This window comes from Fusobacterium sp. FSA-380-WT-3A (assembly GCF_012843705.1).
In the GTDB taxonomy this organism is placed as follows: domain Bacteria; phylum Fusobacteriota; class Fusobacteriia; order Fusobacteriales; family Fusobacteriaceae; genus Fusobacterium_B.
The window spans coordinates 115,051-128,995 of sequence record NZ_JABAFQ010000001.1 but is presented as its reverse complement, the minus strand read 5'-3'; the positions used below and the strand labels follow the sequence as shown (position 1 = coordinate 128,995).

Here is a 13,945-nt window from a genome sequence, read left to right as displayed (position 1 = left end):
TAAAATTCTTTTATCTTTTTGTTATTATATAAAATTTCACTCTTATCTAGCAATTAAAAAATAATTCTATTTTTTGATTTTATACTGTATAATAATACTATATTTAAGATAATTACAATTTAGAATAGTAAAAAATATTCTTAAGATTTTTATACAATTTAAACTTATAATTAGGAGAAAGTATGAGCAATTGTTTTGGAGAAAAAATTAAAGTTACAATTTATGGAGAATCTCATGGAAAATCTATAGGTTGTATTATAGATGGGCTTCCTGCTGGTATTCAATTAGATTTTAATTTTATAAATAAAGAATTAGAAAGAAGAGCCCCTGGAAAAAATAAATTTTCCACTCAAAGGAAAGAAAAAGATAATTTTATTATAGAAAGTGGTTATTTTAATGACAGAACTACTGGTACTCCCCTTTGTGTAAGAATAGAAAATAATGATACTCAATCAAAAGATTATAGCATTTTAAAAAGTCTAATGCGTCCATCACATGGAGATTATCCAGGAAATATAAAATATAAAGGATTTAATGATTATAGAGGTGGAGGGAGTTTTTCTGGAAGAATTACAGCTCCATTAGTTTTTGTAGGTGCAATTTCAAAACTTATACTAAAAAATTATGGAATATATATAGGAGCTCATATTTTAAGTATAAAGGATATTGAAGATAAAAAGTTTAATCCATTAGGTGAAGATAGAGAGTTTTTAGAAAAACTTTTGGAAAAAGATTTCCCTGTAATTGATGATAATAAAATTTCTCTTATGAAAGATGAAATTTTAAAAGCTAAAGAGGAAAAAAATTCTATTGGTGGAATTGTTGAATGTATTGTAAATAATATTCCTGTTGGTCTTGGTTCTCCTTTTTTCGATTCAGTAGAAAGTAAAATTTCTCATGGAATTTTCTCAATTCCAAGTATAAAGGCCATTGAATTTGGAGAGGGTTTCAATATTTCAAAACTTTATGGAAATGAAGCTAATGATGAATTTTATTTTGATAAAAATCAAAAAGTTAAAACTAAAACAAATAATAATGGGGGAATATTAGGAGGACTTACAACTGGTATGCCTATAATTTTTAGAGTTGCCATAAAGCCAACTCCCTCTATATCTTTGCCACAAAATACAATAAATATAACAACAAAAGAAAATGAAATTTTAGAAATTCATGGCAGACACGACCCTTGTATAGTTCCAAGAGTGGTTCCTGTTATAGAAGGAATTACTGCTTGGATAATTTTAGATATGATTCTTTCTAATTGATAAAGGAGTTTTATGAAAAAAAAATTAGGATTGATTGGAGAAAAATTAGGACATAGCCTTTCTCCTCAACTTCACAAAGAAATTTTAAAAAATTTAAATCTTCAATATGATTATTCTCTTATTGAATTAAAAGAAAATCAGTTGGAAGAATTTTTAAAAAAAGATATATATAATTATTTAGGTGTAAATATAACTATTCCATATAAATTAAAATCCATGAAATTTGTAGAAGTTTCAAAAGAAGCTCAAGAGATAGGAGCTATAAATACAATATTTGTAAAAGATAATAAATTATTTGGTTATAACACAGATTATTTTGGATTTAAAAGAATGCTAGAAGAAAATAATATTTTTATACAGGAACAAGATACTTTTATTTTAGGTGCTGGTGGTGGAGCTAGAGCAGTTATAAAATATTTCTTAGATAAAAATGTAAAATCTATAACAATAGTTGTCAGAAATATTCAAAAGGCTAAAACTCAGTTAAATTCTCTTATAAAAGATAGAAAAAATATAAATTTTATAGATTTTGATACTTTAGAAAAAGGAAATTACAAAGGATATATTATTGTAAATTGTACTCCTGTTGGAATGTATCCTAATGTAGATGTTTCGCCTATTACAAAAAATACTTCTAAAAATTTTGAAAACTCTGTAGATTTAATTTACAATCCATTGGAAACAAAATTTTTAAAATTCGCTAGAGAAAATAATAAAAACTCTTTAAATGGTATGTATATGTTAGTTGCTCAAGGGGTAGCCTCTGAAGAAATATGGCACAACACAGTTATATCTAGAGATATAATTAAAAAAATAATAATAAACTTTAAATAAGGAGGATATATGAAAATTCTTGTAATAAATGGACCTAATATAAATATGTTGGGTATTAGAGAAAAAAATATATACGGAGATAAAACTTATGAGGACCTTATAAAGAAAATTGAAAAAGAAGCCTCTCTTCTTAATTGTCAAGTTGACTTTAAACAAAGTAATTACGAGGGAGAAATTGTAGAATTTATCCAAAAAGCCTATGGAATTTATAATGGAATTATAATAAATCCAGCAGCCTATACTCACTATAGTATAGCCATTCTTGATGCCTTAAAAAGTGTAGACATTCCTACTGTAGAAGTTCATATAAGTAATATTCATGCAAGAGATGAGTTTAGAAAAAAATCTGTAACTTCTGAAGGATGTATAGGTCAAATATCTGGTTTTGGATTTAATAGTTATACATTAGCTCTTAGAGCATTAGTAGAAAATAAATAAAATTATTTTAATTATAATAGAGTTGTTGAATTTTAAAAATTGTTATAATAAATAAAATTTTCTCAGTTAAAAATATTTTATAGAAATAAATTTTATTTTATAACAAAAAAGTTTCAACAACTCTTTTTTATTTTTTGTATCATTGTTTGAATTTTTGTTGAAATAATATTGTTTAAATATTAAAAATCACATAAATTTTACAAATCTATAATATTTGAATGTATAATACGAACAATTTTTTTAATATTAATATTTTTAAAATAACTTAATAATTATATTTATATTTTTAAATACGAATATAAAATAAAATAAATTGTTCACTTTATTTTTTTTATCAATAGTGATATTATAAGTTATAAAATAAATAATAAGGGGAGGAAATGAATATGTGTTTAAAAAAAATAGTTAGAAATTTATTTATAGGAAGTTTGATATTGTTGAGTTTTGGTTGTGGAAAAAAAGAAGAAAAAATAGAAATTGGAATTACACAGATAGTAGAACATGCTGCTCTTGATTCAGCTGTAACTGGATTTGTAGAAGCCCTAAAAGATAATGGTTTTGATGAATCAAAAGTAAATTTTGAATTTCAAAATGCTCAAGGTGATTTTGGAACAGCTCAAACAATTGCTCAATCATTTACACAAAGTAAAAAAGATTTAGTCTTGGCTGTTTCTACCCCATCAGCTCAAGCAATGTATAATTCTTCAAAGGATATTCCTATTTTAATAACAGCAGTTACTGACCCTAAAGCTGTTGGACTTACAGGAAAAAATATATCAGGAACAACTGATATGCCTCCATTAGAAAAACAAGTTGAATTAATAAAATTATTATTACCTAATGCTAAAAAAATAGGATTTTTATACAATACTAGTGAAGAAAACTCAAGAGTTTTTTTACAAAAATTTAGAAGTATAACTGATGCTAATGGATTAGAGATAGTTGAAAAAGGTGTTACAAATGTAAATGAAGTAGGGCAAGCATTAGATATTTTATTAGAAAATGTAGATTTATTATATACTCCAAGTGATAATACAGTTACTTCATCAATTAGTTTAATCTCCGAAAAAGCAAAAAATAAAAATATACCAATGATAACTTCAGATGATGTACAATTTAATGCTGGTGGACTTGCTACAGAATCTATTGATTTTAAATCATTAGGATATCAAACAGGCCTTATGGCTATTGAAATATTAAAAGGTGAAAAAATAGAAAATATGCCTATTCAAGGACCAAAAGAAACAAAATTAATGATTAATCAAGAGATTGCTAAAAAATTAAATGTAAATATTCCACAAGAATTAATAGATAGATTATAATAAAATATAAGGTTGTTACATCTTTTATATAAGTAAAAGTTTAATAAAATTTGTAACAACCTATTTTACTAAATTTTTTTATTATAATTTTGAAGAGAGAAGCGAACAAATTACAAAAAGAAGTATTTACCCTTAATCTAGATAAAAATTAAAATTAGATAATTTATCTTTTTTTAAAAAGGAACAAATAATAAATTTAATTGTTATCTAGAAAATTAAAAAAAATAATGATATTATTAGTACATAAAATAAAACTAGATTTAAAGAACGGAGAGGATTGAGATGCTTATAGGAACTATTGAACAGAGTCTAATATTTGCCATTATGGTAATGGGAGTTTACATAACATTTAGGATACTAGATTTTCCAGATATGACTGTTGATGGAAGTTTTCCTATGGGTGCCGCTATTGTGGCTAGTTGTTTAGTAAAAGGTGTTGACCCATTAATCGCTTTACTTTTAGCTATATTAGGTGGTTGTATAGCTGGATTTATTACAGGATTTATAAGTGTAAAATTTAAAATTGCTGGACTTTTGGCTGGAATAATAGTTATGACAGGACTTTACAGTATAAATATAAAAATAATGGGAAGGTCAAACTTATCACTATTTACTGTTAAACATCTTTTCTCTGGTGAAATGAATAGTTTAATAATAATCATTATAGCAGTTGGAATTTGTAAAATATTTTTAGATTTTTTATTAAAAACGAAATTTGGATTTGTATTAAGAGCTCTAGGAGATAATGAAAATTTAGTAGTTACTTTAGGAGTTGATAAAAATAAATTAAAAATTTATGGACTTATCTTATCAAATGCAATTGTATCTTTATCTGGTGGGCTATATGCTCAATATCAAGGATTTGCAGATGTAGGAATGGGAACAGGAACAATTGTTACAGGACTTGCTTCAATAATAATTGGAGAAAGTATTATAAGAAATAAAAGAACTTTCTCAATGACAACAATAGTTATCGTAGGAACAATATTATACAGAATGATTATAACAGTAGCTTTAAAAATAGGATTTAATGCAAGTGATTTGAAACTTATTACAGCAATAATAGTTGTAGGAATATTAGCAATAAAAAATAATGGATTATTGAAAGATAGAAAAGGAGTGAAGAAACATGCTTAGTTTAAGGTCAATAGAAAAAACATTTTTAACAGAATTAGGAACAGAAAAAAAAGTATTCAAAGGTTTAAATCTTGATATAAACAAAGGAGAATTTATAACAGTTATAGGAAGTAATGGAGCTGGAAAATCTACTCTTTTAAATTTAATAATGGGAAGTATAGAACCTGATGCTGGTACAGTTTCTCTTGATGACAAAGATATAACAAGAGATGAATTACATGTTAAAAATACATATATTTCTAAAGTTTACCAAGACCCTTCAATGGGAACTGCTCCTTCAATGACAGTATTTGAAAATCTTTCAATGGCAGACAACAAAGGTAAAAAATTCAATTTCTCATTTGGATTAAATCAAAAAAGAAAAGCTTACTATGAACAACTTTTAAGTGAATTAGGTTTAGGAATAGAAAAACAAATGGATACAGAAGTTGGAATGTTATCAGGAGGACAAAGGCAATGTCTAGCATTACTAATGGTAACTTTAAACAAGCCAAAATTACTTTTATTAGATGAACATACAGCAGCCCTTGACCCAAAAACTTCTAAAATAATACTAGATAAAACTAACGAAATAGTTAGAAAAAATCAAATAACAACTTTAATGATAACTCATAACTTAGAAGATGCTATAACTTATGGAGATAGAATAATAATGCTTCATGAAGGAGAAATAATATTAAATGTAAGTGGAGAAGAAAAACAAAAACTTACTCCAAAAGCTCTTTTAGAAAAATTCCAAACTGTAAAAGGAAAAATTAATGACAGTGCTGTTTTTAATTCATAATTAATAATACCAAGTAAAAAAAGATGTTACATAATTAATTTGTAACATCTTTTTTTGTATATTCTTTATAGTTGTTATAAAAATAAAATTTATCTCTATAAAAATATTTTCTATTTATTTTACTCGCTTCACTAAAAATGACAAACTCGCTACGCTCAAACAGTGTCATTTTTTAGCGTTCAGCTCATTTCATAAATTACAAAAATATTTTTAATTTCCGAAAATTTTATTTATTATTAACTTTATGAAATTATTTTTATAAGCAATTATATTTTTTAATTACATCTTTAATCTATAGCAATTTTTAAACCTTTTACTATTATAGACGGAGAACCTATATCTGATAAAGAAAATCTTAAGTCATTTCCAATCTCTTCTATATCTTTTAATAATTGGAAAAAGTTTCCAGCTACAGTAATTTGATTAAGAGCATTTTGAATTTTTCCATTTTTAATTAAAAATCCTTCACCTGCTAAAGAAAAATCTCCAGATATACTATTAAGACCTGAATGAAGTCCAGCAAAATCTGTTATTAAGATTCCCTCTTCAATCTCTTTTACTAATTCTTCAAAAGTTTTTTCACCATTTTTTACATATAAATTATATGTAGAAATTCCAATAGTTCCTTTATAACCACCTTTACTAGCATGTCCCGTAGATTTTACCTTATCTTTATTGGCAGTTTTTAAATTATAAAGATAAGTATTTAAAACTCCCTCTTTTATAATTTCTGTATATTCAGTTGGAACTCCCTCTGAATCAAAAGCAGCTGAACCAAAACCATTTTCTAAATGTGGGTCATCAACTAAAGTAAACTTAGATGAAGCAACTTTTTGGTTTAATTTATCTTTTAATAAAGATATTCCTTTTTGTACAGCATCAGCTGAAAAAATATTAGACATAGCACCTAATAATGATGAAAAGGCTAAGTTTTCTATAATAACTTTTTCTGTGACAATATTAGTTTTCTTTATATCCAATTTAGCTAAAACTTTTTTTACAGCTCCTTCTGCTATTTTTTTATAATCAAATTCTGAAAAATCTCTTGATACCATAAATTCTGAATCAGTTTTTATCACATCATTTTCTTTCGCTATAACAGAGATAAAAGTATAAGCAACATTTCCTTGATTACTTAAATTTAGACCTTTAGAATTTTTTATTATTACCTCACCACTACCAAGTCCAAAATAGCAATAAGAAACTTTTTCTATTCTTAAATCTAAACTTTTAGCATATTGCTCCATTGTAATTAAAAATTTCTCAATGTCCTTTGTTTCTAAATTGTCTAGTTTTTTTGAATAAGTATTCAAACTTTTATATTGATGTTTTTCCCCATATATAAATTGTTCATCATCACTCTCTATGCAATTTCCATTAGAGACTGCTTCATCAATAAGAAAGTCTATATCCTCTTCATTTAAAGATTCTGAATAAGAATAACCCATTTTTCCATTGACTTTACATCTAAAAGATACTCCTTGATTTTGGTTATTTGTTAAATTTTCTATTTTTTCTTCATAAACTTTTACACCTAAACTAAGATTAGAAAGAAAAAATACTTCATATTCCTCTATCCCTTTAATTTTTGCTCTTTCACATAATTTATTAATAAAAATTTCTTTCTTCATTTATTTCTCCTTATTTAAGATATACTTATATTTTACAATTTTATAATAAAAATAACAAGTAATATGCTTTAATAATTAAAAAAAATGCTCAAAAATGAATAGTATTTATAAAAAAAATTAAGTTACTCTTTACAAAATTATTTTTTCTTGTTGCAAAAATATATTTTTTTATGTATAATATTAAAACGATAATAAAAAATTATCCATAATCTTATATTTCTTTTCTAAAGAAATATCTAAATATTATAATGGATATATATAAAATAAATAGTAAGTTAAATATTATGATTTTTTAGATTTTTAGGAGGACAGATGATTGAACAAAGTCATGGGAAAGAATTAATTAACTTCTCATCAATAGGATCTATATTTTCTAACATAGCAGGACCAGAATTAAAGAATGCTTTAAGCCAAGGTAAAAATGTTGTAGCTATTTCAGGAATGGTAGTAAAACCAGGAGTATATGAAATTTTAGAAACAACAACACTTTCTGAATTAATAGAAATGGCTGGAGGAATAACTGGGCATAAAAAATTTAAAGCTGCTCAATTTGGACTTCCATTTAGAAATTTAGTTTTAGAAGAATACTTAGATAAACCTATTGATTTAGGTTTATTTGAAGATGGTTCTACAAGAAATATTATAATTTTATCTGAAGAAGATTGTATGGTTTCTTTCTCAAAATTCTATTTAGAATATCTTTTAGCTAATAAACAAAGAAGAGGATTCTTAGAATATTCAAAGGTTGAAAAAGAAATGGAACGTTCTTGGAGAACTTTAGATAGAATCTCTAAGGGAAAAGGAAACACAAGAGATTTATTCTTATTAAGACAACTTTGTGGAACTATTAAAGACACTTTAGGAAGAAAAAGAAATCTTGTAATAGAATCATTAGAAAAATTTTATCATGAATTTGAAGAACATGTTGAAAATAAAAATTGCCCAGCTGGTCAATGTATTCAACTATTACAATTTAAAATTACTGATAAATGTATAGGATGTACTGCTTGTGCTAGAGCATGTCCTGTAGGATGTATTTCTGGAAGTATAAAACAAAAACATACTATAGATAACGATAAATGTACTCACTGTGGTCAATGTGTTATAGCTTGTCCTGTAGGAGCTATATTTGAAGGAGACCACACAACTCAATTATTAAGAGATATTGCAACTCCTAACAAAATAGTAGTAGCTCAAATAGCCCCAGCTGTAAGAGTAGCTATTGGAGAAGCTTTCGGGTATGAAGCTGGAGAAAATGTTGAGAAAAAATTAGTAGCTGCTTTAAAAGCCATTGGAATTGACTATGTATTTGATACAAGTTGGGCTGCTGACTTAACTATAATGGAAGAAGCTAAAGAATTCCAAGAAAGATTAGAAAAATATTATGAGGGAGACCCTAATGTAAAACTTCCTATATTGACTTCTTGTTGTCCAGCATGGATTAAATTCTTTGAACAAAACTATCCAGATATGTTAGATGTTCCTTCAACTGTAAAATCACCAATGGAAATATTCTCTACTGTTGCAAAAGATATTTGGGCAAAAAATATGGGTGTCACTAGAGAACATGTTTCTGTTGTTGCCATTATGCCATGTCTTGCTAAAAAATATGAAGCTTCTAGAGAAGAATTTTCAAGAGGAGATAACTATGATACAGATTTAGTTATTACTACTAGAGAACTTATAAAACTATTTAAACAATTAAATATAGATTTAAAATCTCTTGAAGATGAAGAATTTGATAATCCATTAGGAGAATACTCTGGAGCTGGAATAATCTTTGGAAGAACTGGTGGAGTTATTGAAGCTGCTACAAGAACTACTGTAGAATCTATTACTGGTGAAAGATTAGACGATATTGAATTCCATGAGTTAAGAGGTTGGGAAGGATTCAGAATTGCCGAAATAAAAGTAGGACATATTGAACTTAGAATTGGAATTTCTCATGGGCTTGAAGAAACTGGAAAAATGCTTGACAAAATAAGAGCTGGTGAAGAGTTCTTCCACGCTATTGAAATAATGGCATGTAAAGGTGGATGTGTTGGTGGTGGAGGACAGCCAAAAGCATTAAAGAAATTAGAAGTATTAAAGAAAAGAGCCGAGGGATTAAATAATATAGATAAATCTCTTCCTATAAGAAGATCTCATGAAAATGAATCTGTTAAAAAATTATATGAGGATTATTTAGATTATCCATTAAGTCGTAAAGCTCATGAGTTATTACATACTAGATATTTCTCTAAAAAATTTAAATAGAATGAAAAAAGTGGCTATTACAAATTCTACTGTAATGGCCTTTTTATTTTTTATGCAAGTAGATAATTTTTATTAGGAGGAACTATGAAAAAAAATATCATCAAAGAAAATAAAAAAATAAAAACTCAAGAAGTTCTTACTGGAGAGCAAGTTCTTGCTATGTTAACAAGTGCCTTTGAAGAGGCTAAGTCTAAAAATTTTAATGTGACTATAACCATTGTTGATAAATCAGGACAAAAATTAGGAATGTTAAGAAGTGAAGATGCTGGAGTTCATACAATTTCTGCAAGTTATAAAAAGGCTTATACAGCTGCCTCTCAAAAAAGAACAACTATTGAAATACTAAATGGAATAAAAGAGGGAAAGATACCTGAAGATATAAGATATTTAGATGATAATTTCAGTGTTATGGAAGGTGGTATCCCTATTAAAATAAATGGAACTGTTGTAGGGGGTATAGGAGTTGGAGGAGCTCATAATAGTGAAGATACAAAAATTGCTATAAAAGCTTTAGAGACCCTTAATAAAATAATTTCTATGTAAAAAACTAAAAAATATTAATATTATTTTATAAATTTTTAAATAAAAAAGAGATTGTTGTATTTTATAAGAAAAAATTACAACACTCTCTTTTTATTAAATTATTTTTTATTACATTTCTATTTCATATTTTAAATTTTTAAATTTAGATTGAGACATTAAAATTTCATTTATTTGAGCAACAACTTCTCTTGATTTTTCATCAGCATAAAGAGCTTTTACATCTCCTGTAATTTCAATAGTTTTTATTACATCTTCTTGAGCAATTCTATTAACTATATCTTGGTCGTTAGGTGAAACAACTTCTCCAAAGATAGTGTGTTTATAGTTTAACCATGGAGTCTCAACATGTGTAATAAAGAATTGAGACCCATTTGTACTTGATCCAGCGTTAGCCATTGCAAGTAATCCTGGTCTATCAAATACCACTTCTTTTTTGAACTCATCATGGAATTGGTATCCAGGTCCACCTGTTCCATTTCCTTCTGGGTCTCCACCTTGAATCATAAACTCTTCGATTACTCTGTGGAATTTTAAGTTGTTGTAATATCCTATTCTTGATAAATGAACAAAGTTAAGAACTGTGAAAGGAGCAACTTCTGGCATTAATTTAATATTGATACTTCCTTTATTAGTAATAATTTTTGCTCTTAAATCTTTAACTTCCATTAATTTAACCTCCGTATTTTTTAATTTTTTTATTTTCATATTTCCTACTAATCTAGTAGCAAGTAGTGCTAATGTAAGTACTCCTAATAGTATAAAAAATTTATTTAACATATTTTCCTCCTAATTTTTGTAATTTATATATTGTTCAAGTTCTTTTTGGGTAACAGTTCCATATATTTTGTACTTCCATTCTTTTTGAATATCATCTTCTATTTCAGATATTTTTTGATTTAAAACTTCTAACTTTCCAACAAGTTCTCTTTTTTTCTCTCTTAAATCAACTATCTCTGCTGAAATTCTCATCTCTTCATCATATTGGATAGCTTCTTTTAAATCAGCTTCTAATTTTTCTTCATTTTTTAAAATAGGATTTAATTTCTCATAAATTTTATCTTTAGATTTTTTTAAATTTTTAATAGAGTATTCAAATAATCTTTTTACAACTTCTGCTCCAGAATTACCTTTATATTCTTCTCTTTTACTTTGACACTCGTCTATAAATTCTTTTGAAAAATTATTTTTTTCCAATATATCCTCTACTATTTTTAATATTCCTTCTAATTCTTCTGGAGTTCTCTTAGAAATTTCTTCATCTTTAAAAGCTAAATATAATTTTTCATATTTAGGAATAGCTTCAGTTATTAAGAAGTTTATTTTTTCATCATCTTTTTTATTTTGAGCATCTTGTAATTCTAAATTTAATTTCTTTAAAACTTGTAGTATAATTTCTAAAGAATAATCAACAAATTTCTTTTTATTCATATCAACTCCTATTTTTCTCCATAATATTGATAATAATGACATTCAATTCCACCATTAAATAATTTTCTATTCTTAGTAGATTTTTTGCCAAATGCCTTTTCAAAATCTTTATAAGAAGTTATTATATAATAAGACCATTTGGGGAATCTTTTTAACAAAACATCTCCTAATAATCTATATAATCTTTCAACTTTTTCATCATCTAAAAGTCTTTCTCCATAAGGTGGATTTGATACTAAATAACCTTTTTCTGCTGGAGTTTCTAACTCTAAAAAGTTTTTATTTTCAAATAATATATCTTCTTCTACTCCAGCTTTTGTGGCGTTTTCAAGGGCAACTTTTATTGCTTCTCCATCTATATCTGAACCATAAACTCTAACTTCTTTATCATAATCTTCTTGAGAGAAAGCCTCATCTCTTACATCTATCCATAAATCTTTTGGAAATATTTTCCAATCTTCAGAAGCAAAGTTTCTATTGACTCCTGGAGCAATATTACGGGCTATCATAGCTGCCTCAATAGGAATAGTTCCTGTACCACACATTGGGTCAATAAAAGGTTTTTCTCCTCCAGTCCATCTTGTTAATTTTACAAGAGCTGCTGCTAAAGTTTCTTTTAATGGTGCTTCATTTATTAAATTTCTATATCCTCTTTTATGAAGTCCAATTCCACTTGTATCTAACATAATGCTAAATATATCTTTATTCCCTTGAATTTTTACAGCAAATTTTGCTCCAGTTTTAGAAAATCTTTCAATTTTATAGATTTTTTTTAAATTTTCAATTATTGCTTTTTCTGATATACTTTGGATATCAGACTTTGAGAAAAGTTTACATTTAACAGCACTTACCCAACTTATAATAAAGTTACCATCTTTTTCTACAAACTCACTCCAATTAAGTTTTTTGACATTTTGGAAAAGTTCTTCAAAAGAAAAGGCTTTAAACTCTCCCATTTTTATAAATACTCTATCTGCACATCTTAAATGAATATTAGCAACAGCTATATCTCTTAAAGTACCTAAAAATTCAACTTTTCCATTAAAAGCTTGTACACTTTCAAACCCAAGCTCAACACATTCATCTCTTACAATACTTTCTAATCCCATAGTAGTTGAAGCCACTATAGTATATTTTTTTTCTAATTTATCCATTAAAACTCCTCAAAATTATTATTTTCTTTTTCTTCAATAGCTTTTAATTCTATATTTTTTTCTTTTTTCTGTAATAATCTAGTGTATATTAATTTTAAAACAGCAAATATAGGAACTCCTAAAAACATTCCTGTTGTTCCCATTATATTTCCCATGATAATTACAGAAGCAATTACCCAAAACGAGCCAAGTCCAACACTTTTACTTAATATAAGAGGTCCTACAACATATCCATCTACTGTTTGAGCAATTCCCATAGCCAAGAATATATATAAAACTTTAAATGGTTCTATCAAAACTACAAGTAAAAAAGCTATAATTCCAGCTACAATAGAACCAAAATAAGGAATCATATTTCCTACACCTATCATTACAGAAATAATAAGTGCATAAGGAACTTTTCCAAAAAGCATAACAACATAAGCTACTATTCCTACAATAGTAGATATAAGTATTCTTCCTAACATATAATTTAAAAATATATCTTTTGCTTCTATTAAAAACTTTAAAGCTTCTTCAGACTTCTCTTTATCATAAAATAAAAATACTAAATTCTTAAAAAATTTTATAAAATAATTCTTATATAATATAAAATAAATGGCTAAAAATAATCCTAAGAAAAATATAAAAATTTCTACAACCCAATAAACAACATTTATACTTATTGAAAATAAAAGATTTTTTATATTTTGAATATTTGATACAATAAAATCCTCTATGGCTTTTTGTATATCAGTTCCATCCATTACAAGTAAATCTCTTTCTCTTAAGAAATCAAATCCCTCTCCTAAATAATACATAAATTTTTCTTGAAATGTTGGAAACATTCTAAGCATATCTTCAAAACTATGAATTAAATTAGGTATAAACCACAGCATTATCCCTATAAAAATCAAAAGAAATATAAAAAATGCAACCCACATAGAAACCATTCTTGAAAATTTAAATTTCTTTTCTATTATTTCTACAGCTGGATTAAAAAGCATAGCTATAAAAATTCCATAAATAAATGGTTTTAAATATATGTTAAGAGCATTTAATATGTCTAAAAATTCATTATTTCTTTGTAAAATAGTTTGGATAATCAAAAGTATTAATCCAACTATAAAAATATTTAAAAAAAGTTTTTTTTCTTTTCTATTAGTCATATTTT

The 13,945-nt window shown here is 26.1% G+C and carries 13 protein-coding genes; 8 read left to right on the top strand and 5 right to left on the bottom strand.

Translation table 11 applies throughout. The features are described from left to right. Positions 1–182 precede the first annotated feature (182 nt). The 6 genes from aroC (at position 183) to HF862_RS00555 (ending at position 5,780) form a co-directional block, all read left to right on the top strand. Entirely contained in the window at positions 183–1,265 is a 1,083-nt protein-coding gene (aroC, locus tag HF862_RS00580) for a chorismate synthase (RefSeq protein ID WP_170185982.1), read from the top strand. Positions 1,266–1,277: 12 nt separating this feature from the next. After that, the gene (gene aroE, locus HF862_RS00575) at positions 1,278–2,099 is read left to right on the top strand and encodes a shikimate dehydrogenase (protein WP_170185981.1); all 822 of its coding nucleotides are present in this window, start codon (positions 1,278–1,280) and stop codon (positions 2,097–2,099) included. 9 nt (positions 2,100–2,108) lie between these two features. After that, a complete protein-coding gene (gene aroQ, locus HF862_RS00570; protein WP_170185980.1) occupies positions 2,109–2,537 on the top strand; it encodes a type II 3-dehydroquinate dehydratase in 429 nt (142 codons plus the stop codon). A gap of 386 nt (positions 2,538–2,923) precedes the next feature. Then, the gene (locus HF862_RS00565; RefSeq protein WP_170185979.1) at positions 2,924–3,859 is read left to right on the top strand and encodes an ABC transporter substrate-binding protein; all 936 of its coding nucleotides are present in this window, start codon (positions 2,924–2,926) and stop codon (positions 3,857–3,859) included. Positions 3,860–4,141: 282 nt separating this feature from the next. Then, the gene (locus HF862_RS00560) at positions 4,142–4,996 is read left to right on the top strand and encodes an ABC transporter permease (RefSeq protein WP_170185978.1); all 855 of its coding nucleotides are present in this window, start codon (positions 4,142–4,144) and stop codon (positions 4,994–4,996) included. Next, positions 4,989–5,780, top strand: a complete 792-nt coding sequence (locus HF862_RS00555; RefSeq protein ID WP_170185977.1) for an ABC transporter ATP-binding protein — start codon at positions 4,989–4,991, stop codon at positions 5,778–5,780. The genes HF862_RS00560 and HF862_RS00555 overlap by 8 nt, the downstream gene beginning before the upstream one ends. A gap of 287 nt (positions 5,781–6,067) precedes the next feature. Here HF862_RS00555 and HF862_RS00550 read toward each other — a convergent pair whose 3' ends face one another. After that, a complete protein-coding gene (locus HF862_RS00550) occupies positions 6,068–7,411 on the bottom strand; it encodes a TldD/PmbA family protein (protein WP_170185976.1) in 1,344 nt (447 codons plus the stop codon). Between the two features lie 312 nt (positions 7,412–7,723). On the opposite strand from HF862_RS00550, the gene HF862_RS00545 reads away from it, so the two are divergent. Continuing rightward, positions 7,724–9,667: a [FeFe] hydrogenase, group A gene (locus tag HF862_RS00545; RefSeq protein ID WP_170185975.1), complete on the top strand. Its 1,944-nt coding sequence runs from the start codon at positions 7,724–7,726 to the stop codon at positions 9,665–9,667. An 84-nt stretch (positions 9,668–9,751) separates the two neighbouring features. Beyond that, on the top strand, positions 9,752–10,210 hold the full coding sequence (locus HF862_RS00540) for a heme-binding protein (RefSeq protein WP_170185974.1): 459 nt from the start codon (positions 9,752–9,754) through the stop codon (positions 10,208–10,210). A 108-nt stretch (positions 10,211–10,318) separates the two neighbouring features. Here HF862_RS00540 and HF862_RS00535 read toward each other — a convergent pair whose 3' ends face one another. The 4 genes from HF862_RS00535 to HF862_RS00520 form a co-directional block, all read right to left on the bottom strand. Further along, positions 10,319–10,876, bottom strand: coding sequence for a peptidylprolyl isomerase (locus HF862_RS00535; RefSeq protein WP_170186219.1), 558 nt, complete (start codon positions 10,874–10,876; stop codon positions 10,319–10,321). Between the two features lie 120 nt (positions 10,877–10,996). Then, positions 10,997–11,680, bottom strand: coding sequence for a hypothetical protein (locus HF862_RS00530; RefSeq protein WP_170185973.1), 684 nt, complete (start codon positions 11,678–11,680; stop codon positions 10,997–10,999). Beyond that, positions 11,647–12,792: a class I SAM-dependent RNA methyltransferase gene (locus HF862_RS00525; protein ID WP_170185972.1), complete on the bottom strand. Its 1,146-nt coding sequence runs from the start codon at positions 12,790–12,792 to the stop codon at positions 11,647–11,649. Before HF862_RS00525 ends, HF862_RS00530 begins: the two co-directional genes overlap by 34 nt. Beyond that, positions 12,792–13,940 (bottom strand): AI-2E family transporter, encoded by a 1,149-nt coding sequence (locus HF862_RS00520; protein ID WP_170185971.1) that lies wholly within the window; start codon positions 13,938–13,940, stop codon positions 12,792–12,794. The genes HF862_RS00525 and HF862_RS00520 overlap by 1 nt, the downstream gene beginning before the upstream one ends. Positions 13,941–13,945: the final 5 nt, after the last annotated feature.

Coding starts and splice junctions, on each gene's coding strand:
- aroC (WP_170185982.1), top strand. CDS start 183: ATGAGCAATTGTTTTGGAGAAAAAATTAAAGTTACAATTTATGGAGAA.
- aroE (WP_170185981.1), top strand. CDS start 1,278: ATGAAAAAAAAATTAGGATTGATTGGAGAAAAATTAGGACATAGCCTT.
- aroQ (WP_170185980.1), top strand. CDS start 2,109: ATGAAAATTCTTGTAATAAATGGACCTAATATAAATATGTTGGGTATT.
- HF862_RS00565 (WP_170185979.1), top strand. CDS start 2,924: ATGTGTTTAAAAAAAATAGTTAGAAATTTATTTATAGGAAGTTTGATA.
- HF862_RS00560 (WP_170185978.1), top strand. CDS start 4,142: ATGCTTATAGGAACTATTGAACAGAGTCTAATATTTGCCATTATGGTA.
- HF862_RS00555 (WP_170185977.1), top strand. CDS start 4,989: ATGCTTAGTTTAAGGTCAATAGAAAAAACATTTTTAACAGAATTAGGA.
- HF862_RS00550 (WP_170185976.1), bottom strand. CDS start 7,411: ATGAAGAAAGAAATTTTTATTAATAAATTATGTGAAAGAGCAAAAATT.
- HF862_RS00545 (WP_170185975.1), top strand. CDS start 7,724: ATGATTGAACAAAGTCATGGGAAAGAATTAATTAACTTCTCATCAATA.
- HF862_RS00540 (WP_170185974.1), top strand. CDS start 9,752: ATGAAAAAAAATATCATCAAAGAAAATAAAAAAATAAAAACTCAAGAA.
- HF862_RS00535 (WP_170186219.1), bottom strand. CDS start 10,876: ATGGAAGTTAAAGATTTAAGAGCAAAAATTATTACTAATAAAGGAAGT.
- HF862_RS00530 (WP_170185973.1), bottom strand. CDS start 11,680: ATGTCATTATTATCAATATTATGGAGAAAAATAGGAGTTGATATGAAT.
- HF862_RS00525 (WP_170185972.1), bottom strand. CDS start 12,792: ATGGATAAATTAGAAAAAAAATATACTATAGTGGCTTCAACTACTATG.
- HF862_RS00520 (WP_170185971.1), bottom strand. CDS start 13,940: ATGACTAATAGAAAAGAAAAAAAACTTTTTTTAAATATTTTTATAGTT.